The sequence below is a fragment of the Clostridium sp. J1101437_171009_A5 genome (assembly GCF_015547905.1).
Lineage (GTDB): Bacteria > Bacillota > Clostridia > Oscillospirales > Oscillospiraceae > Pseudoflavonifractor_A > Pseudoflavonifractor_A gallinarum.
Genome location: NZ_JADMVY010000014.1, coordinates 38,218 through 59,629, shown reverse-complemented (window position 1 = coordinate 59,629; position 21,412 = coordinate 38,218). Strand labels below are relative to the sequence as shown.

15 protein-coding genes and 1 tRNA gene are annotated in these 21,412 nt (G+C 62.7%); 7 read left to right on the top strand and 9 right to left on the bottom strand.

The annotated features are described in order from the left end of the window. Nucleotides 1-8 precede the first annotated feature (8 nt). Nucleotides 9-1,052, top strand: coding sequence for a CAP and S-layer homology domain-containing protein (locus tag I2C21_RS15380; RefSeq protein ID WP_195279676.1), 1,044 nt, complete (start codon nt 9-11; stop codon nt 1,050-1,052). Nucleotides 1,053-1,143: 91 nt separating this feature from the next. Here the strand turns inward: I2C21_RS15380 and I2C21_RS15375 are convergent, their stop codons facing one another. Together I2C21_RS15375 and I2C21_RS15370 are read right to left on the bottom strand one after the other, a co-directional pair. Further along, entirely contained in the window at nt 1,144-1,698 is a 555-nt protein-coding gene (locus I2C21_RS15375; protein ID WP_195279675.1) for a flavodoxin family protein, read from the bottom strand. Next, a complete protein-coding gene (locus tag I2C21_RS15370; RefSeq protein WP_195279674.1) occupies nt 1,695-3,059 on the bottom strand; it encodes an amidohydrolase family protein in 1,365 nt (454 codons plus the stop codon). The genes I2C21_RS15375 and I2C21_RS15370 overlap by 4 nt, the downstream gene beginning before the upstream one ends. Before the next feature lie 148 nt (nt 3,060-3,207). Between I2C21_RS15370 and I2C21_RS15365 the strand changes: the two genes are divergently transcribed. Continuing rightward, nucleotides 3,208-3,759: a helix-turn-helix domain-containing protein gene (locus I2C21_RS15365; RefSeq protein ID WP_195279673.1), complete on the top strand. Its 552-nt coding sequence runs from the start codon at nt 3,208-3,210 to the stop codon at nt 3,757-3,759. Nucleotides 3,760-3,829: 70 nt separating this feature from the next. On the opposite strand, the gene I2C21_RS15360 is transcribed toward I2C21_RS15365, so the two are convergent. From I2C21_RS15360 to I2C21_RS15330, 7 genes are all read right to left on the bottom strand, one after another. Beyond that, on the bottom strand, nt 3,830-4,357 hold the full coding sequence (locus I2C21_RS15360) for an HDIG domain-containing metalloprotein (RefSeq protein WP_186964023.1): 528 nt from the start codon (nt 4,355-4,357) through the stop codon (nt 3,830-3,832). A 202-nt stretch (nt 4,358-4,559) separates the two neighbouring features. Further along, nucleotides 4,560-5,144 (bottom strand): cytidylate kinase-like family protein, encoded by a 585-nt coding sequence (locus tag I2C21_RS15355; protein WP_101690973.1) that lies wholly within the window; start codon nt 5,142-5,144, stop codon nt 4,560-4,562. 144 nt (nt 5,145-5,288) lie between these two features. Next, nucleotides 5,289-6,191 carry a tRNA (adenosine(37)-N6)-dimethylallyltransferase MiaA gene (gene miaA / locus I2C21_RS15350; RefSeq protein WP_195279672.1) on the bottom strand — a complete coding sequence of 301 codons (903 nt, stop codon included), beginning with the start codon at nt 6,189-6,191 and terminating at the stop codon, nt 5,289-5,291. 92 nt (nt 6,192-6,283) lie between these two features. After that, entirely contained in the window at nt 6,284-7,687 is a 1,404-nt protein-coding gene (locus tag I2C21_RS15345) for a hypothetical protein (protein WP_195279671.1), read from the bottom strand. After that, nucleotides 7,684-8,193, bottom strand: a complete 510-nt coding sequence (locus I2C21_RS15340; protein ID WP_101690976.1) for an RNA polymerase sigma factor — start codon at nt 8,191-8,193, stop codon at nt 7,684-7,686. Before I2C21_RS15340 ends, I2C21_RS15345 begins: the two co-directional genes overlap by 4 nt. Nucleotides 8,194-8,312: 119 nt before the next feature. Continuing rightward, nucleotides 8,313-9,023, bottom strand: coding sequence for an S-layer homology domain-containing protein (locus I2C21_RS15335; RefSeq protein ID WP_195279670.1), 711 nt, complete (start codon nt 9,021-9,023; stop codon nt 8,313-8,315). Between the two features lie 190 nt (nt 9,024-9,213). Further along, on the bottom strand, nt 9,214-11,343 hold the full coding sequence (locus I2C21_RS15330; RefSeq protein WP_186964018.1) for a bifunctional metallophosphatase/5'-nucleotidase: 2,130 nt from the start codon (nt 11,341-11,343) through the stop codon (nt 9,214-9,216). A gap of 316 nt (nt 11,344-11,659) precedes the next feature. Between I2C21_RS15330 and secA the strand changes: the two genes are divergently transcribed. The 5 genes from secA (at nt 11,660) to I2C21_RS15305 (ending at nt 21,357) form a co-directional block, all read left to right on the top strand. Next, nucleotides 11,660-14,419, top strand: a complete 2,760-nt coding sequence (gene secA, locus I2C21_RS15325) for a preprotein translocase subunit SecA (protein WP_101690979.1) — start codon at nt 11,660-11,662, stop codon at nt 14,417-14,419. A gap of 122 nt (nt 14,420-14,541) precedes the next feature. After that, a complete protein-coding gene (gene pgeF, locus I2C21_RS15320; protein WP_101690980.1) occupies nt 14,542-15,357 on the top strand; it encodes a peptidoglycan editing factor PgeF in 816 nt (271 codons plus the stop codon). 8 nt (nt 15,358-15,365) lie between these two features. Continuing rightward, nucleotides 15,366-16,907, top strand: a complete 1,542-nt coding sequence (locus I2C21_RS15315) for an ABC transporter substrate-binding protein (RefSeq protein ID WP_286167322.1) — start codon at nt 15,366-15,368, stop codon at nt 16,905-16,907. 111 nt (nt 16,908-17,018) lie between these two features. Beyond that, a complete protein-coding gene (locus I2C21_RS15310) occupies nt 17,019-20,714 on the top strand; it encodes a phosphoribosylformylglycinamidine synthase (RefSeq protein WP_186964017.1) in 3,696 nt (1,231 codons plus the stop codon). Nucleotides 20,715-21,281: 567 nt separating this feature from the next. Then, nucleotides 21,282-21,357 (top strand) — tRNA-Val (locus I2C21_RS15305). Nucleotides 21,358-21,412: the final 55 nt, after the last annotated feature.

The window sequence follows — 21,412 nt, the reverse complement described above, 5'->3', positions numbered from 1 at the left end:
GATGGAGGATGCAGAAGAAGCGAGCAGCCGCGGCACTGTTGGCGGCCGCCATGATCCTGGGGGTCCCGGCGCAGGCCGGGAGCCGGGGCGCCTTTTCGGATGTCCTGGAGAAGCACTGGGCCTTTGCGGCCATTGAGCAGGCCTATGCGGATGGAGTGATGACGGGGACCTACTATGACGCCGTGACCGGAGTCCGGCAGTTTTCCCCCGAGGGCTCCCTCAGCATGGCGGAGTGGCTGAGCATGCTGACCCGTGCCTGCTGGCCGGAGGAGGTGGCGTCCGCCCCGTCCTCTGGAAGCTGGTATGCCGGTGCGGCGGCGGTGGCAGAGCATCACGGCCTGCTGGATGGGGTGGAGGATGTGCCCCTGGAAGGGGCCCTGACCCGAAATGCCATGGCGGTGGTCATCCGGCATGTGCTGGAGGAGCAGGGTGTGGCCATGCCGGATGAGGAGGCCCTGCGGGATACCCAGGCCAAGATCGGGGACTGGGCCCAGATCCCCACGCAATATCAGGAGTCCGTGGCGGCGGTCATGGCTCTGGGCATCCTCTCTGGTACGGACAGCAGCGGCACCTTTGCCGGTGGGGCGACCTTTACCCGTGCCCAGGCCGCTGCGGTATATGGCCGCCTGGAGGGTGTGCTTACGGCGGAAGCGGGGATCCCTTCCCAGGAGACCACACCCGAGGCAGAGGACCCGGTGGCGGCGGTGGTGCGTCTGGTCAATGAGGCCCGGGCCCAGGAGGGCCTGCCCCCGCTGGAGGTCCTCTCCAAACTGGAGACAGCGGCTGAGATTCGGGCCCAGGAGCTGGGAACACTCTTTGAGCACACCCGGCCCGATGGGCGCAGCTGCTTTACGGTCCTGGAGGAGTGCGGCGTGTCCTCTTACCGCGCCGCCGGAGAGAACATCGCCATGGGGACCGATGACCCGGAGCGGGTTATGGAGCTGTGGATGAACTCGCCGGGCCACCGGGCCAACATCCTCAAGAGCTCGTTTACCCATATCGGCGTGGGTTATCATGAGGGCGGATGGGTCCAGCTCTTCCTGGGGCAGTGACGCATCCCAATCTGCCCAAACAGACCCAATCCATCGGATATGCAAAGAGAGCGCCTGTCCCTTTTGGGACAGGCGCTCTTTCTCTGGAGATTTACAGGGTGGACAGACGCTGGGCCAGAGCTGTAAGCTGTGCCTGGATCTCCGGGCGCTGGGGAAGTGGGCGGCGGTCGGCGTCATCCATGCGGATGATGTCCTCACAGCTGGCGTGCAGATCGGAGAGGACGCCCCGCAGCATGAGCTCAGCGGGAAGGAACTGCCCCTCAAAGGGAGGTGCGCCCCCCACCAGCAGCAGCGCGCCCCGCTTGGTGGAGATCTGATCTTCGTCCCCCCGGACGGTGGCGGCCCAGTAGGGCTGGAGCCGGTCGATGATGGTCTTGAGGGGAGCGGGCACCGAGTGGAAGTAGAGGGGCGAGGCAATGATCAGATTGTCACACCCCTCGATGGCCGGATAAAGATCCTGCATCTCATCTTTTACGGCGCAGCCCGGGTGGGAGAGACAGTAGCGGCAGTCCCGGCAGGGAGAGACCGGGGTGTCATAGGCCCGGACCACGGTGACCTCGCCGGGCAGGCGCAGGCGGAGGAATTCCACCAGTTCGGCCGTGCGGCCCCGGCGGCGGGCGGAGCCCTCCAGAATTATCGTTTTCACGGCTTTAACCCTCCCTTTTCCCGGAGCAGAGCAGCCTCCTCCTGGAGACGGAAGACCGAGCGGGCCTCCTCGATGCGGGTGAGGCGGCCGTCCTCCAGCACCACCTCGCCCTCCACCAGTGTGGTGCGGACGCCGGCCGGGCTGGCGTTATAGATAATAGAGGTGACCGGATCAAAGCTGGGGACGGTGGTGCAGTTCATGGGATCGTAGAGGAAGAGATCGGCCCGCTTTCCCACCTCCAGGGAGCCCAGGTCCTTTTCGCGGTGGATGCTCCGGGCGCCGTCGATGGTGGCCATCTCCAGAAGGCGCATGGCGGGGAGGACCGTGGGGTCCCGGTAGAAGGCCTTCTGCCACAGGGCGGAGATCTTCAGCACCTCAAACATGTTCTGACTGTCGTTGGAGGCCGCTCCGTCCGTGGCCAGGCCCACGGGGATGCCGTGCTCCAGCAGCTGGCACACCGGCGGGGTCTGGTACCCCATGAGCATGTTGGAGATGGCATTATAGGAGACGCTCACCCCGTGCCGGGCCAGGGTCTCCACCTCGTGGGGCTGGATCAGGGCGCAGTGGACGGCCAGGAGCTTGGTGTCCAGAACGCCGGTCTTTTCGTAAAATTCAATGGTGGATACCCCGTGGCGCTCCAGACAGAAGGCGTTGTCCTCCTCGGTCTCCAGCGTGTGGATGGTCAGGAGGGTGTCCAGCTCCCGGGCCAGATCGGCGCAGCGGCGGAAGCCGTCCTCGGACAGGCTCCAGACAATGCCGGGGGCGATGGCGACATCGATGCGGGGGTCGGAGCGGTACTGGCTGTGGAGACGGCGCACGTCGTCAAAGAAGTCCTCCATGGTCTCCACATGGGGCGGCTTGCAGGGGGCGGGGTAGTCCTCCGTGTTGGCATGTCCCCGGGCCAGCACGCCCCGGATGCCGATGTCTTGAAAGGCCTTGATGACCGCATCGCTCAGGCCGGGCCGTCCGTGGGCATACTGGTAGTCCACACAGGTGGTCACACCGCTGTGGAGCTGCTCCGCACAGCCCACCAGAGCGGCCCAGTAGATGTTTTCCGGGGTAATGTTGCGGTAATGGGCGATAATGCACTCATCCAGCCAGCGGATGAGCCCCAGATCCTTGCCGAGATTTTTCAGCAGCATCTGGAAGAGGTGGTTGTGGGTGTTGATAAAGCCGGGGTATGCAATGGTGCCGGAGGCGTCCAGAACGTGGGGGGCGCTGTACTGCTCCAGCAGCGCTTGGGTGGGAAGGATGGCGGCGATCCGGCCATCCCGGATGGCGATGCCGTGGTCGGAAAGAATGCGGCGCTGGGGATCCATGGTGACCAGGGTTGCGTGAACGATCAGACGGTCTGCCTGCATAAGTATCCCTCCTGAACCAGATGTGGATGGTTCTATTATGCTCCGATTTTTATAAATATCAACAAAATTTTATAATTATAAAAAAGCTTTGACGGGCGAGGGATACGACTGCTATAATAGACAAAAACGGCGGACAGGAGGAACGGGAATGGAAGTGGGAGAAAAGCTCAAGCGCCTGCGGAAAGAGCGGGGGCTCACGCTTCAGGCACTGGCCGACAAAAGCGGGCTCTCGGTGAGCTACCTGAGCAATGTGGAGCGGGAGGCCACCAGTCCCACGCTCCAGCATCTGGGACAGATCTGCCAGGCGCTGGACATCCTGATCGCGGATTTTTTGACAGAACCCGTCCAGGAGCACCGCCCCTATGCCCGGCGGGAGGAGTTTGAGCCGGTGTTCCGCCTCCACTCCAGGGTGCAGTATGAACTGGCCCTGTGCGGCAATCCTCCCTACAAATGCGTCTGCATCACCATGCAGGGGGGCGGGGAGGAAAAGGAGTACAGTATGGGCCTGCCGGAGGGGAATTTCCTCCTGGTCACCCAGGGGAGCATGCGTCTGGAGATGGAGGGCATGTCCTGTACTCTGCACCCCATGGACGTGGCGCTGGTACCCGCCCACACCCCCCATACCTACGCCAATGCCGGGGAGGAGCCCTGCATTTCCTACTGGTTTTCCCTGGCACCGGCAGAGCCATCCCGATTTTAAGCAAACAGAGCGGCCCCGGTACCTCTCCTGCGGGAGATGGTACCGGGGCCAGTGTATTTTTGAATGAGAATTAAGCCGCCCGGCCCAGAGTGGCGCTTTGGGCGGGGGAGAGCAGGGTGACGGGGGCCTCTTCCACGACCGGGGGCGTCAGACGGAGGAGCTCTGCCACGGCACAGAGCTTGTCCATGGCGCCCACCACCACGGATTCCAGGCAGTGATGGGGGCGGGTGATGGCGAGAGGGAACATATGGGTGGCGATGATGTCGGCCTCTGTGGGGTTGAGCGGAAAGCGCGCCTGGGCATTCTCCAGCGCCACCAGCGGGTGGTCAAAGGCGTGGTTCACATGGGGATGGGTGGACTTGTCCTGCCAGTTGTAGAGGTAGAGGTCGTGGAGCAGTCCGCCCCGGGCGGCCGAGCGCATATCCAGTCCCAGGGCGCGGCAGAGGCGGAAGCTGAGATAGGATACCAGCAGGCTGTGGTGAAAACAGCTGAATCCCTTGGCATGCTGGGGAAGCTGGCGCATGGCGCACACATCCGGATGGGCCAGAAGATCCTCCACAAAGGGAAGATATTCGTCTCTGTATTTGAAATTCCACATAGGGCGGACTCCTTTCTCTGGTTGTAGCTCTAGGATACCAGAGGAAGGTAAAGAACATGAGACGAACTCTTTAAGATTTTCAAAAGAGCGGGTAAAACTTTTGGAAAGAGGGAAAGAAACGGCGCCTGCGCACGATAAAAAAGACGCCCGCAGACATGCGGGCGTCTTTGGTGACGCAATAAAGGGGAGCGTGGAGCGGAAATCAACCCTCCACCAGAGAGTAGATCAGATCGGTGCAGCGATCCACACCCAGCACACTGCTGTCCAGGCAGAGGTGGTAGTTGGCGGCCTGCCCCCAGTTGCGGTCGGTATAGTACTTATAGTAGGCGATGCGGCGCTTATCCTTGTCCAGGATGCGCTTTTCCGGCGTGTCCGCCTTTTCGCCGTAGAGCCGGACGATGCGGTCCTTTTTAAACTCCATATTGGCGTGGATAAAGACGTTGAGACAGTCGGTGCGCTCCTTGAGGAAATAGTCGGCGCAGCGGCCCACGATGACGCAGGGACCCTGCTCGGCCAGATCCTGAATGATCTTGCGCTGGGTGATATAGATCTGATCGGAGAGGGCGTTGTTGGCCCAGTTGTTCAGGGTAAACAGGAAGCTGCTGGTGGCGCTGGCCTCCTCGCTGAAGCTTTGGATAAAGCTCTGGGACATACCGCTCTCCTTGGCGATCTGGGTGACCAGCTCCTCATCGTAGCAGGTCACGCCCATGCGCTGGGCCACCTGCTTGCCGATGGTGCGTCCTCCGCTGCCAAATTCCCGGTTGATGGTGACGATACGAAAGCCCATTACACTCCGTTCCTCCCTAGGATGGTTTCACAGCCCGGAAGAACGGGCCATGGTAAAGGTCTGTGCCCGGTTCCGCCAAGGCGGGGCGGAATGGGCTTACTTCCCTATTTTACCATGTGCCGTCAAGGGGCGCAAGACCCGCCCTCAGTCCCGGAGGAAGGCGTCGGCGGCCTGGATGGCCTGGGAGAGGGGGTCTCCCTCCGTGTCCAGCCAGAGGACGTCCCGGTCCTTTTTGAACCACACCATCTGCCGCTTGGCAAAGCGCTTGATGGCCCGTCCCAGCTCGTCAAAGAGCTCGTCCTGGGAGGAGAGCTTGCCGGTGAGATACCAGAGGATGTAGCGGTATTCCAGCCCCAACCCCTCCAAGAAGGCGTCGGTGGCCCCCTCCGCCCGCAGGCGTGCCACCTCCTCGATCATGCCGTCGTCCAGCCGCTTCTGGAGCCGCTCGTCGATGCGCCGGCAGAGGACATCCCGGGGATAGGTCATGCCCAGCTGGAGGACCTCATACCGGGGTGCGCGGGGGGATTCGGTGAGGGAATCTCCCGAGAGAAGTTTTTCCATGGTGCGCACCAGGCGGTGACGGTTCTTCTCCTCGCCGCCTGAGAGGGTGCGCCCGGTCTGGGCGCGGAACATGGCGTAGAGCTCCTCGGTGCTCTTGCGCTCCAGCTGCGCCCGGAGGACGGGGTCGGGCTGGCTCTCCTGAAAGGTGTACCCCTCGGCCACCGCCCGGACATAGAGCCCGGTGCCCCCCACCAGGAGAGGGACCTTCCCCCGGGTTAGGATGTCGTCGATGGCGGCGTAGGCGTCCCGCTGGAACTCGGCCACCGAATAGCTCTGGTTGGGGGAGACCACGTCCAGCAGGTGGTGGGGTACCCCGTTCATCTCCTCCTCTGTGACCTTACCGGTGCCCAGGTCCAGGCCCCGGTAGACCTGCCGGGAGTCGGCGGAGACGATCTCGCCTCCCACATGCTTGGCCAGCTCCACACCCAGGCCGCTTTTGCCGCAGGCGGTGGTGCCCAGTATCACGATCAGTTTTGGCAGCGCCATGTTCGCACATCCTTCTGTCAGCCCGCGCTCGGCCGGGCGTGGTGTTTCGGCTATTCTACCACAAAAGCAGGACAGGGGCAACTTGAGGACGGCTACGCCACCGGCAGCACGCAGTCCCCGATGGCAATGGAGGCAATCTCGCCGGGGTCCCAGAAGGTAAAGGCGGGATCCGAGCAAAGGGGTCTGGAGAGGGAGAGGACACAGCAGCGCTCTCCGGCAAATTCACTCACATAGCCGCCGGTACACTCCAGGGAAAGAACGGTGCCGTCTGTTTTGGTGAGAGAGCAGGGGATCTGCGTGTCCTGATAGAGGCATTCATAGGGGGTGAGATCATTCCCCGCACCGATCAGGGAGATCCCCAGGGGGGTGACCTGTAAGGTGTGGATGGGCAAGGTTTGGCCGGCCAGCTCCAGTCCGTCCAGCAGAACGGAGATGCTTGTGACGGTATCTACCTGGAAGGGGATGGAGAAGGAGGAGTCAGGCACCAGCGGAGTACAGGCATAGACGACCTCCAGCTCCAGCCAGGGGAGATCCTCCGGGGTAAGGAGGCAGTCCTGGAAGCTGTACACATAGGAGCCTTCCCCGTTTTCCAGCTCATAGCAGCGCATGGAGCCGTGATAGTACCGCGCACCGGTGCGGGTATCGACGATGGCGTTGGGGTAGACCTTATCACAGAGGATGTCGTTCTGTACGCCCATGTCCGGAGCGCTGATCCCGATGGAAAGGCCCTTCTCCTCCAGCATGACCGCACCATGAAGAACAGCGCCGGAGAAACCATCGACAGCCGGGACCGGGAGAGCCGCATTCTGGCGGGAGAGCGCGGCGGAGATCCCGGAAAAATCAGAGGGGGAATAGGTGTCCCAGTGCTCCGCGGAGAGCTCCGCCAGAGACAAAACCGCTGTTTTGTTGTATGGGGTCTTTCCCAGGGCAAAGAGGTCCAGGGTCAGGGCTTCGCCTGCCAGGGAGGCGGCCCGGTCGTCGGTGGAGGCCTGAAGGACATAGTAGAGGGCCTTTTGGTCTGTGCTCTGCTGCGGGGCAGAAACCGCGTGCAGGGACAGGGATGTGCCGTCGGACAGAGAGAGGGACGGGGCGCGGCGCAGGGAGGAGAGGTTGAGGCCCACCGCCGGGTCGATCACCCCGCCATCCGCCCGGGTGAGGGAGAGAAGGAGCAGGACGCCGGTATCCTCGGCCACCGCGTCCTCCAGCGTGAGGGTGTATTCCCCTTTGGTCTGGGAGAGCCCCAGCTCGGTCACCGCGCTGGAAGGAATGGGCGAGGAGAAGAAATACCGCCAGGCGTCCGTGAGACCGACGGCCGCCGCGGCAGCGCCCAAAACGGCCAGCAGACAGGCACAGACCAGGGCCATGCGGACATAAGGGCGCCGGGGCGTTCTGCGCGCGGCGAGGCGGGCATGGATGCCCGCTTCCAGCGGGGCGGGGGGCGTTTGGATGGAGGAGAGGGCCTGGAAGATCCGCTCTTCTTCCGGTGTGCGTTTCATAGAGATTCCTCCTGTTCGGTCAGAGCCCGGGCCAGTTTATGCCGGGCGCGCTCATAGCGTTTCCGCAGGGTGGCCGCGCTGTGCCCTAACATTTGGGAGAGCTCCTCATAGCTGCGCTCCTCCATGACGCGGCCAAAGACCAGCGCCCGCTCCTGCGGGGAGAGGGTCAGGAGCGCCGCGCGGAGCTGGGGACCGATGTAGTCCGGATCAGACACAGGGGCGGCCGGGGGAGAAAAGAGCTGCCGCTTCCGGCGGCGCAGGAGATCTATGCAGGTGGTATAGGCCAGCCGGTAGAGCCAGGCGGAGAGGTTGGAGCCGCGCCGGAACCGGGCGCGGCGGGTATAAGCTTTACAAAATGTAATCTGGACTGCGTCCTGCGCCTCATGGTAATCACACAGAATGTGGTGACAGTAGCGCAGCAGAGGAGGGCCATACCGAGAAACGGCCTCTGAGAGGATCTCGTCATCTGCCTCGGGGAAGCGCTCCTCCAGTGCCTGTGTGTCCATCCTACCACTTCCTTTCTGCTGGATCGGAAAACCGGTTTTCACCCATATAACGCACGGCAAAGCGGTTTTGTGACAGGCGTACAGCTGAGCGGCGGCGCCCTTTTTGAGGGCGCCGCCGCTCAGCCGTACGATTCGGATTCTGCCTGTGCAAAAACGCTGGTGAGGAGGGTGTCTTTCTGCTCCACCCGTGTGCAGCATTTGACGCCGTCGGAACCGGTGGTCTCCTCATAGGTGACAAGGGGGATGTTCAGGGCGTTATAGACCATCTGGGCGGCCATATCCCGAGTCAGGGGCGTGGAGCTGTCAAAGGAGCCCATGTCCGCATAGAGCCCGGCCTGATCGGCCAGAATATCTACCGTGATGCGCCATGTGGCACCGCTGATCCCCTCGTAGTCTGCCCGATAGCCCAGGGCGGAGAGGAGCATCCGAGCCCCCTCCGCAATGGTGACCGGGTCGTCGGGGGCAAAGACCGTCTCGCTCCGGCCGGAGATAATCCCAAGGGAGGCACAGTAGGTAATACAGTCCTGGGCCCAGTGGCCGTCGGTGTCCGGGAAGGACGCCGCGGTATTCTCCAGGGTGGGGATCTTTCCGCCGTTGAGCATGAGGGTGACCAGCCGGGCGAAGGAGGCCCGGTCGATGTTCTGCGCGGGGGCAAAGGAGCCATCCGGCAGACCGGCAAAGAGCCCCAGGTCGGCCACGGCGGTGACGGCATCCGGATGGACGATCTGGTCCTGGTCGGAGAAGGCCGCCGCGGCGGCCCCGGGGCAGAGCAGGCCCAGGGTCAGGGCCGACGCAAGGCCCAGAGAGAGGAGCGGGTGCAGACGTTTCATGTGAGATTCCTCCTTTTTCCGCTGTTTGTGTAGAGTCGAGAACGGCGGCCTCCCGTTAGAAGCGCCTGTTCGGCGGGGGCGGAAAGCCGGGGTTCTTTTTCTATAACGTACGGAAGGCCCATTTTGAGACAGAAAAAGTAAAAAAACGGGCGCGCAGCCGCGCGCCCGTTTTTGACTGATTGGGGAAAGCTTACTTGGTGGTGACCGTCAGCACGCCGTCGGCCTCAACCGCAGAGACGCCCAGAAGAGCGTTCAGTCCATCCGCGGAGACATAGTAGTTGCCGCCGATGAGCAGAGTGGAGGTCTCCACATCGACGCCGTCCACCTGAATGGTGATGTTGGCGTAATCAATGGCGGAGCCTTCCGGACGGGGGGCGAGAGACGCAGCGGTGTACTCGCTGCCCTTGGTGATGGCCACCTGGCCATTCCACTCTACATTGAACATGGCGGGCGTGCCGTTGAAGGCGACTGCCAGATCACGCAGACGGTAGAAGACCGTATCACCCAGACCACTGCTGACTGCGCTGTCGACCTGGAAAGCGTTGCCGTCCACAATGACATTGCGGGACTGAGCCTCCGCAATCAGGGCGTCATAGTCGGCCAGATTGTAGCTCTTATTGTAGGGAGTGTCCAGCTTGCCCACGTTGATGAGGTTGATGATCTCCTGGCGGCGAGGATCGTCCTTGCTCAGATCCACACCGGTGATCTTCCAGTTGTTGTCCACGGTGGGCTGGAGAGGATCATGCTCGGCCAGATAGGCCACCAGCATGTCGCGCACGGAGTTGGGGGACTCCCACTCCTTCTCGCCGGAGATGATGCCCTCATTCTTGAGGCCGGTATAGCGGTAGTCGTTGACGCAGAGGGTGAGCACCTGGTCGTCGGCCAGAGGCTTGCCCTGGAAGGTCACATTCTCGATGCGCTCTCCAGCGGGCTTGGAGAGGTTCACCTCATAGTTCAGGCCGATGAAGTGGTCGTGGAGGTAGCCGGGTTTGTCGGGATTGAAGGAGATGTTGATGTCGCCCTCCTGCCACTGGTTCCAGCACGCGGCCGCCCACTCCATGTAGGCCTTCATCTCGGCGCCGGTGACCTTGACGGTGTAGAGCACGTTGGGGAACTTGTAGATGTCGAACATGTTGCCGTAGTTGAGATCGCCCTTCTTCAGATCGCTGGTGTCCTTGAAGAGGGCCACGGCGGTCACATCGGCGCCGGAGTTCTCCAGCTGCACGGTGCCGATGAGGTCGATGACGGCGGTGTCCTGGAGACGGCCCTCGGGCAGGCCCTTGATCTCGTTGGCGGGCTGGAAGTCCGCGGCGGCATGGCCCAGAACGTTATCCTGGATAAAGGAGACGGTCTTCTCCTGGGCAGCCTTGATGGCGGGCACATCCCGCAGACCTTGGTCGGGCTCCACGCCTTCCATGGAGACGGTCTCCACGGTAGCGGTGGTGATCTCCTTGTCGGCGTTCAGGGTCAGGTCATAGCGGACCACCTCGCCGGCGTTGCTCTTGACCTCGCCCACGGGGATCTTCTCATTGTTGATATAGGTGGTGTGGGTGTGGCCCAGCTGGAGCACGTCCACCTCGGGGCACTTGTCCAGGATGGTCTGAGCGGCGTCGGAGCCGTCGGTGGAGTACTCGGCCTCCAGACCGGCGTGAGTGGAGACCATGATGACGTCGGCCTTGTCGCCGATCTCCTGGATGCACTCGGCCACCGCGTCGGCCATGGGCTCAAAGGTCAGGTCGGACACGCCCTGCTTGGTGCCGTCCCAGCGGGGAATGTTGGGGGTAGTGACGCCGATGATGGCCACCTTCACACCGCCCCGCTCCACAATGGTGTAGCCGGCGCCGGTGAGATAGCTGCCGTCCGCGTTCTTGATGTTGGCCGAGAGCACGGGAACATCGGTCTGCTCCAGGATGGACTTGAGCTTGTCCACACCGAAGTTGAACTCGTGGTTGCCCAGGGTCCAGGCGTCATACTTCATGTAGTTGAGAGCCGCGGGCACGGGATGGCCGGCAGTGTCCTTGGAGTAGAGGTCGTCGGTCATGATGGTGCCCTGGATGGTGTCACCGGCGTCCACCAGGATGGTGTTGGGATTCTCGGCACGCACCTGATTGACATAGGTGGAGACACGGGCCAGGCCGTCCTTGGAGCTCTCCTTCATGTCCTCATAGGAATAGCCCCAGATGTTGCCATGGGTGTCGGATGTACCGATGATGGTGAGGTGAGTCTCCCCCTCCGCGGCCAGAGCGGCCGGGACGAGACCGGCCAGCATGGCCACAGCCATGGCAGAGGCCAGAGCCCTGCGCAGATACTGTTTCTTCATACAAGATCCTCCTTTTTACAAGTTGTCCAAAAGGAATGAGACGCCCGCTCCAGCCTCCGGGCCCGACCGGAGACAGCGGACAGGGCGCCGCCTGCCCATAGGGTACCACAAAATATACGGGAAGTCGAGGCAAACTAGAAGGTGATTCGGTCAAAATGACGGGCCCAAAGGACGGAAGAGGGAAGAAAAGGAGGGCAGAAAGGGCGTTTGTTCATAATTTCCCCTTTTTTATTACAGGGGGATGTGCTATACTCTAACATGACGTTTTACAGGCATTGGTTTTCCCGCACCATGCAAGAAAGGTGAATGACCTAACATGAATTTCTTAAAAAAGCTGTTTGGCAGCAGCTCCGCCAAAGAGCTGAAAGCCATCTATCCCATTGTGGACAAGATCGAAGCGCTGGACGCGGAGTACAGCAAGCTCACCGATGAGCAGCTGAAAGCCAAGACCCCCGAATTCAAAGAGCGCCTGCGCAACGGTGAGACGCTGGACGATATCCTGCCCGAGGCCTTTGCCACCTGCCGTGAGGCCGCGTGGCGTGTGCTGGGCATGAAGCCCTACCGGGTGCAGCTGGTGGGCGGCATCATCCTCCACCAGGGCCGCATCGCTGAGATGCGCACCGGTGAAGGTAAGACCCTGGTGGCTACCCTGCCCGCCTATCTGAACGCCCTGACCGGCGAGGGTGTGCACGTGATCACCGTCAATGACTACCTGGCCAAGCGCGACAGCGAGTGGATGGGCAAGGTCTACCGCTTCCTGGGCCTGACCGTGGGCCTGGTGATCCACGACATCCTGCCCCAGATGCGCAAGCTCTCCTATCAGGCCGACATCACCTACGGCACCAACAACGAGTTCGGCTTTGACTATCTGCGTGACAACATGGCCATCTACGCCGCCGAGATGGTGCAGCGCGGCCATGCCTTTGCCATCGTGGACGAGGTGGACTCCATCCTCATCGACGAGGCCCGTACCCCCCTCATCATTTCCGGTCAGGGGGATCAGTCCACCCAGCTCTACACCATTGTGGACAACTTTGTGGCCAAGCTGAAGGGCAAGCGCGTGGCCAAGGTGGATACCAAGGAAGAGGAAGATCCCGACGAGGACGCCGACTACATCGTGGATGAGAAGGCGCGCACCGTCACCCTCACCGCCCGCGGCATCAAGAAGGCGGAGGAGGCCTTCAATCTGGAGAACCTGGCCGACGTGGAGAACACCACCCTCTCCCACCACATCAACCAGGCCATCCGCGCCCGGGGCCTCATGCAGCGGGATATCGACTACGTGGTCAAGGACGGCGAGGTCATCATCGTGGACGAGTTCACCGGCCGTCTGATGTACGGCCGCCGCTACTCCGAGGGTCTGCACCAGGCCATCGAGGCCAAGGAGAAGGTGGAGGTCGCCCGGGAGTCCAAGACTCTGGCCACCATCACCTTCCAGAACTACTTCCGCCTCTACAACAAGCTCTCCGGCATGACGGGTACCGCCATGACCGAAGAGGAGGAGTTTGGCACCATCTACTCCCTGGATATCGTGGAGATCCCCACCAACAAGCCTGTGCAGCGTGTGGATCACCCCGACGTGGTCTATAAGAACGAGGCGGGCAAGTTCCGCGCCATCGTCCAGCAGATCGAGGAGTGCCACAAGAAGGGCCAGCCCGTGCTGGTGGGCACCATCTCCATCGAGAAGTCGGAGGAGCTCTCCGGCATGCTCAAGCGCAAGGGGATTCCCCACAAGGTCCTGAACGCCAAGTTCCATGAGAAGGAAGCCGAGATCGTGGCCCAGGCCGGTAAGCTGGGCGCCGTCACCGTTGCCACCAATATGGCCGGCCGCGGTACCGACATCATGCTGGGCGGTAACGCCGAGTATCTGGCCATGGCCGACCTGCGTAAGGCCGGACTGAGCGATGAGCTGATGGCCGAGGCCACCGGCTACGCCGAGACCGACAATGAGGAAATCCTCAATGCCCGCAAGATGTTTGCGGACGCCGAGGCCAAGTATAAGGAGACCATCAAAGTCGAGGCCGAGAAGGTCCGTGCGGTGGGCGGCCTGTTCATTCTGGGCACCGAGCGGCACGAATCCCGCCGTATCGACAACCAGCTGCGGGGCCGTGCCGGCCGTCAGGGCGACCCCGGTGAGACCCGGTTCTACCTCTCCCTGGAGGACGACATCATGCGCCTGTTCGGCTCCGAGCGGGTCATGGGCATGATGGAGCGCCTGGGCGTGGACGAGGACACGCCCATCGACGCCAAGATGCTCTCCGGCGCCATTGAGAACGCCCAGAAGCAGGTGGAATCCCGCAACTTCCAGACCCGTAAGACGGTGCTGGAGTACGACGACGTGATGAACACCCAGCGTAAGGTCATCTATGAGGAGCGCCGCAAGGTCCTGGACGGCGAGAACCTGAAGGACGCCATCCAGAAGATGCTCTCCACGGTGATCAACCGGGCGGTCATGGGCCAGATGGGCGAGCAGAAGCACCTGGACGCCGAGACCTGGCGCGAGGTGTGCGCTCCCTTCCGCGGCCTGTTCCTGCGGCCCGATGAGCTCAAGTACACCGACGGCGAGCTGCAGCAGTACAGCGGCGAGCAGCTGGTGGAGCAGCTCATGGAGCGGGCCACCGAGATCTATACCCGCAAGGAGCAGGAGCTGGGTGAGCCCCTCATGCGTGAGCTGGAGCGGGTAATGATGCTGCGCGTGGTGGACGAGTACTGGATGGACAACATCGACGCCATGCAGGAGCTGCGCCAGGGCATCGGCCTGCGGGCTTACGGTCAGAACGACCCGGTGGTGGAGTACAAGCGGGAAGGCTACGAGATGTTCGAGAACATGATCGCCGCCATCCAGGAGGAGACCATCCGCCGGATCTACCTGGCCCGGGTGCAGGTGGGCGGTGCCGTCAAGCGCGAGCGGGTGGCCCGTGTCACCGGCGAGTCGGGCGGCAGCGACGAGACCGTGAAGAAGCAGCCCGTCAAGAAGGGCGTTCAGATCGGCCGCAACGATCCCTGCCCCTGCGGCAGCGGCAAGAAGTGGAAGAAGTGCGACTGCGCGGAGTACCACGGCCCTGAATATCAGTAAGACGGCCTCCGGCCCTTTGAGGGGCCGCGCCCTGTGAAAACCGAAAACCGATGGGAAAAGCAGAATGAGACAGCCTCTGAGGGACCATTCTGCTTTTCTCTGTTTCACTGAGGATTTTGACTATGAGCATTGTGACTTGCGTCAACAAAAATGTCCCCTTCCTGGCCAGCGAGGGCTTTTTACAGGCGGGGGGTGTGGCCCACGGCTTTTCCACCCGGGAGGGGGGCGTGAGCGAGGGAACCTATGCCACCCTCAATCTGGGATTCTGCCGGGGGGATGACCGGGAAAAAGTACTGGAGAATTACCGCCGCTTCACCGCCGCCATCGGTGCGGACTATGAGGGACTGGTCCTGTCCAACCAGGTCCACGGGGACACGGTGCGCACCGTGACCGCCGCCGACAAGGGGAAGGGCATCCACAGCAAGGGCGATTATGAGGCGGACGGACTCATCACTGACATTCCGGGCCTGTGCCTCACGGTCTTTGGGGCGGACTGTCTGCCTATTCTGTTCTATGACCCGGTGCGCCGGGTCATCGCGGCCGTCCATGCGGGCTGGCGGGGCACCGCCAACGGGATCGCGGGCCGTGCCGTAGAAAAGATGGTGGAGGTATACGGCTCCAAGCCCGGGGACATCCTGGCCGCCATTGGCCCGGGGATCTCCAAGTGCTGCTTTGAGACCGATGAGGATGTGCCCAACGCTCTCACCGGCGCGCTGGGTGCCTCCGCGCTGAAGTGCATCGAGCTGCAGGAGAGCGGGAAGTTCCATGTGGACCTCAAGGGGCTCAATGTCCTGCGCCTGGAAAAGATGGGTCTGGAACGGGACCATATCGCGGTCTCCGAGGCCTGCACCATGTGTGAGCACGAGCGCTTCTGGTCCCACCGCTACACCCAGGGCGTGCGGGGAAGCCAGGCCGCTATGGTCCAGCTGCTGGGATAAGGAAAGCCATGAAAAAGCGGAAGAAAAACCTGCGGCTCCTGGCCGCCGTCCTGCTATTGAGCACCGTTCTGAGCGCCTGTGGGGAGGAAGAGCCCGATCCCACGCCCACGCAGACCCCTGTGCCCACCGCTACGGCCACGGCACAGCCCAAGGAATTTGCGCTGCCCTGCTATCCGGAGGCCGGTTTTCACCCCATCCAGGGGACCAACCGGACCAATCTGGCCCTGGGAGGGCTGCTCTATGACGGCCTCTATGAGCTGGATCAGACCTTTACGCCCCAGCCTGCCCTGGCGACAGGGTATACCGTCTCAGAGGACGGTCTCACCTGGACCTTTACCTTGCGCGGCGGCGTCACCTTCTCTGACGACACTCCCATGACGGCGGCCGATGTGGCCGCTTCCCTGACCCAAGCCAAGACCAGCGCCCTGTACGGCAACCGTCTGGCGGGGATTGCCTCGGTCCAGGCTGGAGAGGGCGCTGTGACCGTGCGCCTGACCAGTCCCAATGGAAACCTGCCGGCCCTGCTGGATATCCCGGTCATCCGGGAGACTGGAGGCGTGCCTCTGGGGACCGGCTCCTATGTGCTCCAGCAGAGCGGGGAGAGCTATATCCTCCAGCGGCGGAATGACAGCTGGCGTACCCCCGCGCCCGCGCTGGAGACCATTCCTCTGCGGACGGTGGAGGAGGCCAACGACCTGCTCTATGCCTTTGACACCCAGGAGATCTCCCTGGTGGGGACCGACTCCACCGGTGTGGGCGCCCTGGGGTTCTCGGGCAGCTTTGAGACCATGGACTATCCCACGACAAATATGCTCTATATCGGGTTTAATACGGCCCAGGGCCCCTGCCGGGACGCGACGGTCCGCCAGGCGCTGGGGCGGGGGATGGACCGGGACAGCATCTGCTCGGCCCTGCTCTCCCGGCACGCGGTGGCCGCTACGCTGCCCGCCCACCCGGTGAGCAGTATCTATGACGCCGAGACGGCGGGCACCCTCAACTACTCCATCCAGGAGATGGATTCCATTCTCACGCAGGCCGGGTGGAGCCGGAGTGACGGCGTCTATCAGAAGGGGAGAGAGAAGCTGGAGCTGACCCTGCTGGTCAACCAGGACAACTCCTATAAGACGGGAGTGGCCGACGCCATTGGGCGGGATCTGACGGCAGCGGGCGTATCGGTGACGGTGAAAAAGCTCTCCTGGGAGGATTTTACCGCCGCCCTGAGCGCGGGGGAGTTTGATCTCTACCTGGGTGAGGTCAAGCTGAGTGCCGACTTTGATCCCTCTCCGCTGCTGAGCGGCGGGGCCCTCAATTACGGTAAGTACAACGACCCCACGGCGACGGGGCTGCTCTCTGCCTTCCGGGCGGCCCAGGGGGAGGAGCGGACCACGGCGGCCAAGGAGCTCTATGAGCGGCTGGGGGAACAGGCGCCCTTTGCGGTGCTCTGCTTCAAAAACTGGTCCATGCTGAGCCAGTGGGGGCAGGTGTCCAATGCCACGCCCACCCAACAAAATCTGTTCTATGGATTTGGAAATTGGAGTTTCGCCAATTGAGTTCCTGCGTTTTTTCGGGTATGATGTAAGAGGAACCGACAGGCGCGGAGGGATGCGCCCCTCCGCGCCTGTTTTTTATTCAACTATATATGAGAATAAGGGGTTATGGTAATGGGTAACGTATTTCGCTGCTATGCCGAAAAGAAGCCCGGCTTCGACGTGGAGGCCCGGCGCCTGCTGGGTGAGCTGAGAAGCGAGCTGGGACTTCAGGGCCTGACGGGCGTCCGCATCCTCCACCGCTACGACGTGGAGGGGATCGACGGGGACACCTATCAGGCTGTGCGCACCACCGTGCTCAGTGAGCCGCAGGTGGACGCCGTCTATGACGAGACTTTCCCCGATGCCCCCGCGCCCTGCCGGGTCTTCGCGGTGGAGGCCCTGCCGGGGCAGTATGACCAGCGGGCCGACTCCTGCGCCCAGTGCATCCAGCTCCTCACGGGCGGAGAGCGGCCTCTGGCCGCCGCCGCCACCGTCTACATCCTCCAGGGCGAGGTGAGCGACGGAGAGCTGGAGCGGGTCAAGAGCTACCTCATCAACCCGGTGGAGAGCCGGGAGGCCGGACTGGACCGGGTGGAGACCCTGGAGCGCACCTATGCCGTGCCCGCCGACGTGGCGGTGCTGGAGGGCTTCCGGGACCGGGACGAGGCCGGTCTCTCCGACCTGATCGGCGAGTACGGCCTTGCCATGGACCTGGCCGATCTGAAGTTCCTCCAGACCTATTTCCGGGACGAGGAGAAGCGGGACCCCACCCTGACCGAGCTGCGCCTGGTGGATACTTACTGGTCCGACCACTGCCGCCACACCACTTTCTCCACCCATATCGATGACGTGGAGATCCATGACGCCGACGTGGCGGCCGCCTATCAGATGTACCTGGCCGCCCGGGAGGAGGTCTACGGCAAGGAGAAGGCCGCCAAGCGGCCCCAGACCCTCATGGACCTGGCCACCATCGCGGGCAAGGTCCTCAAGAAGCGGGGCGTCCTGAAGAACCTGGACGAGAGCGAGGAGATCAACGCCTGCTCGGTCCATGTCACCGCCACCGTGGACGGGGAGGAGCAGGACTGGCTCCTCATGTTCAAGAACGAGACCCATAACCACCCCACCGAGATCGAGCCCTTCGGCGGCGCGGCCACCTGCATCGGCGGCGCCATCCGGGACCCCCTGTCCGGCCGCTCCTATGTCTATCAGGCCATGCGCGTCACCGGCTGCGGCGATCCCCGTGTCCCCCTGAGCCAGACCATGGAGGGCAAGCTCCCCCAGCGCAAGCTGGCCCAGACGGCCGCGGCGGGCTACTCCTCCTACGGCAACCAGATCGGCCTGGCCACCGGACACGTGGCCGAGGTCTATCACAAGGGCTACATTGCCAAGCACCTGGAGACCGGCGCCGTAGTGGGCGCCGCCCCCGCCTCCAATGTCCGGCGGGAGGTCCCCGCCCCCGGGGATAAGGTGATCCTTCTGGGCGGCCGTACCGGCCGGGACGGCATCGGCGGCGCCACCGGCTCCTCCAAGAGCCACAACCAGAAGTCCCTGGCCACCATGGCCTCCGAGGTCCAGAAGGGCAATGCCCCCGAGGAGCGCAAGATCCAGCGCCTGTTCCGCAACGGCGAGGTGACCCGCCTCATCAAGCGGTGCAACGACTTCGGCGCGGGCGGCGTCAGCGTGGCCATCGGTGAGCTGGCCGACGGCCTGGCCATCGACCTGGACGCCGTGCGCAAGAAGTACGACGGCCTGGACGGCACCGAGCTGGCCATCTCCGAGAGCCAGGAGCGTATGGCCGTGGTGGTGGCTCCCGCCGACGTGGACACCTTCATTGCCCATGCCGAGGCCGAGAACCTGGAGGCCTATGTGGTGGCCGAGGTCACCGAGTCTCCCCGGATGGTCATGACCTGGCGGGGCAAGAAGGTGGCCGACCTCTCCCGTGCCTTCCTGAATACCAACGGCGCAGCCAAGCACACCACCGTGCGGGTGCCCGACTACTTTACCCCGGAGAGCCTCTTCCACAAGGGGAGCCTCCGGTCCACCGCTGCCAGCCTCAAGACCGCCAGCCGCCGCGGTCTGGTGGAGCGCTTTGACAGCTCCATCGGCGCGGGCAGCGTCCTGATGCCCTTCGGCGGAAAGACCCAGCGTACCCCCACCCAGGCCATGGCTGCCCTCCTCCCGGTGGGACCGGGCCACACCACCGACACCTGCTCGGTGATGGCCTGGGGCTTTGATCCCGACCTCATGGAGCGCAATCCCTACACCGGCGCCTTTATCTCGGTGCTGACCTCCATGGCCAAGCTGGTGGCGGCGGGCTGTGACCCCACGGCCGCCTACGCCTCCTTCCAGGAGTACTTTGAGAAGCTGCGGGACGAGCCGGAGCGCTGGGGCAAGCCCTTTGCCGCTCTCCTGGGCGCCCTCTCCGCCCAGCTGGGCCTGGGTGTGGCCGCCATCGGCGGCAAGGACTCCATGTCCGGCTCCTTCCTGGATCTGGATGTGCCCCCCACACTCATCTCCTTTGCCATCGCGCCCGCCAAGGCCGAGAAGGTGCTCTCCCCTGAGTTCAAGGAGGCAGGCCACCCGGTCTATCTCTTCCAGGCCGACAACGCTCTGGACTGCGATGAGATCAACGCCTGCTTTGCCCGTGTCCACGCCCTGAGCGAGGCCGGTAAGATCCGGGCCGCCTGGGCGGTGGAGGAGAATGTGGCCGAGGGCATCATGAAGATGTCCTTCGGCAACGAGATTGGCTTTGCCGCCCGGGAGGACGCGCAGAACCTGTGGTTCGGCGCCCGGCCCGGCGCCATCCTGGCCGAGTGCGACGGCGAGGTGGAGGGCGGCCTCCTGCTGGGCTACACCACCCAGGAGCCGGTCATCCGTCTGGGCGGGGAGGAAGTCCCGGTTGCCGAGCTCCTCTCCATCAGCGAGGGTGTGCTGGAGGAGGTCTATCCCACCCGCACCGCCGACACCGGCGCGGTGGAGCCCATCTCCTGCACCGAGCGCGCTCCCATCGTGGCCAAGCACAAGGTGGCCATGCCCAAGGCGGTCATCCCTGTGTTCCCCGGCACCAACTGTGAATATGACACCGCTGCGGCCTGCCTGCGGGCCGGGATCGAGCCGGAAATTCTGGTGGTGCGCAACCTGACCGGCAGTGCTCTGGCCCAGTCGGCCGATGCACTGGAAAAGGCCATTCAGGGCGCCCAGATGATGGTGCTGCCCGGCGGATTCTCCGGCGGCGACGAGCCCGACGGTTCGGCCAAGTTCATCTGCTCCTTCCTGCGCAATCCCCGCATCACCGACGCCATCCACGATCTGCTCAAGAACCGGGACGGCCTGATGCTGGGTATCTGCAACGGCTTCCAGGCGCTGGTGAAGCTGGGGCTGGTGCCCTATGGCGAGATCCGTCCCATGGATGAGAGCTGCGCCACCCTGACCTTCAACAACATCGGCCGCCATCAGAGCCGCTATGTGACTACCCGCATCGCCTCGGTCCGCTCCCCCTGGATGCTCCAGAGCCAGGTGGGCGATCTGCACGCCATTCCCATCTCCCACGGCGAGGGCCGCTTCGTGGCGCCCGAGGCCCTGCTGGATCAGCTGGTCGCCAACGGCCAGGTGGCCACCCAGTATGTGGACGCCGCAGGCATCCCCTCCCTGGACATCGACGTGAACCCCAACGGCGCCCTGCGGGCCATCGAGGGCATCTTCTCCCCCGACGGCCGGGTCTTCGGTAAGATGGGCCACTCGGAGCGCCGTGGCGCGTTCGTGGGCAAGAATATCCCGGGCGAGCGCCATCAGCCCCTCTTTGAGAGCGGCGCGGCTTACTTCAAGTAAGCGCGGAAGGCTGTGTTTACATATTGTTCACAGGCCTTTCAAAAACTGTCCAACAATTGGAGAGAAAAGGGTGGTATCCTATCTATGCAGTCGGGGAAAACCCCAAAACGATCACTGCTCCGGGCTGCGGGAGCAGACAAGCAATTCCACGGAGAGCTCCGTGTTTGCGTATATAGATAACATTGTGTACCTCCTCTCTCTCTCTTTTCAAGCAAAGAACCCCGTCCAAATGGACGGGGTTTTTTGTGTGGACAGGGAGAAGGGCAGTTTACAGAACATTTAAAATTCTGCCAAAGATCGTTCAACATTCTCCGCGGGAGGAGTGGTATCCTATAGATGCAGTCAGGGAATACCCAACCACCACTGCTCCAGACTGCGGGAGCAGACAAACAATTCCACGGAGCCTTCCGTGTTTTGGATACAGATTCTTTTCATTTTCTCTCTCTTTTTCTCATGGAATGGGGAGGACGGCCGACCGGCCGTCCTCCCCATTCCATTTCTATCAGAAAAAAGTAAAAAAGGTATTGACAAAAAAAGATGTATGGTCTATAATAAACTACGCTGTTCGGACGATTAGCTCAGCTGGTAGAGCATCCGCTTGACGTGCGGGAGGTCACAGGTTCAAGTCCTGTATCGTCCACCAACATCCCCTGGAACGATTTGTTCCAGGGGTTTTTTGTTATCATCACACCGGAGAA

Bases quoted from the DNA above. Each gene is read 5' to 3' on its own strand.
- I2C21_RS15380 (WP_195279676.1), top strand. From the start codon at position 9: ATGCAGAAGAAGCGAGCAGCCGCGGCACTGTTGGCGGCCGCCATGATC.
- I2C21_RS15370 (WP_195279674.1), bottom strand. From the start codon at position 3,059: ATGCAGGCAGACCGTCTGATCGTTCACGCAACCCTGGTCACCATGGAT.
- I2C21_RS15365 (WP_195279673.1), top strand. From the start codon at position 3,208: ATGGAAGTGGGAGAAAAGCTCAAGCGCCTGCGGAAAGAGCGGGGGCTC.
- I2C21_RS15360 (WP_186964023.1), bottom strand. From the start codon at position 4,357: ATGTGGAATTTCAAATACAGAGACGAATATCTTCCCTTTGTGGAGGAT.
- I2C21_RS15355 (WP_101690973.1), bottom strand. From the start codon at position 5,144: ATGGGCTTTCGTATCGTCACCATCAACCGGGAATTTGGCAGCGGAGGA.
- miaA (WP_195279672.1), bottom strand. From the start codon at position 6,191: ATGGCGCTGCCAAAACTGATCGTGATACTGGGCACCACCGCCTGCGGC.
- I2C21_RS15345 (WP_195279671.1), bottom strand. From the start codon at position 7,687: ATGAAACGCACACCGGAAGAAGAGCGGATCTTCCAGGCCCTCTCCTCC.
- I2C21_RS15340 (WP_101690976.1), bottom strand. From the start codon at position 8,193: ATGGACACACAGGCACTGGAGGAGCGCTTCCCCGAGGCAGATGACGAG.
- I2C21_RS15335 (WP_195279670.1), bottom strand. From the start codon at position 9,023: ATGAAACGTCTGCACCCGCTCCTCTCTCTGGGCCTTGCGTCGGCCCTG.
- I2C21_RS15330 (WP_186964018.1), bottom strand. From the start codon at position 11,343: ATGAAGAAACAGTATCTGCGCAGGGCTCTGGCCTCTGCCATGGCTGTG.
- secA (WP_101690979.1), top strand. From the start codon at position 11,660: ATGAATTTCTTAAAAAAGCTGTTTGGCAGCAGCTCCGCCAAAGAGCTG.
- pgeF (WP_101690980.1), top strand. From the start codon at position 14,542: ATGAGCATTGTGACTTGCGTCAACAAAAATGTCCCCTTCCTGGCCAGC.
- I2C21_RS15315 (WP_286167322.1), top strand. From the start codon at position 15,366: ATGAAAAAGCGGAAGAAAAACCTGCGGCTCCTGGCCGCCGTCCTGCTA.
- I2C21_RS15310 (WP_186964017.1), top strand. From the start codon at position 17,019: ATGGGTAACGTATTTCGCTGCTATGCCGAAAAGAAGCCCGGCTTCGAC.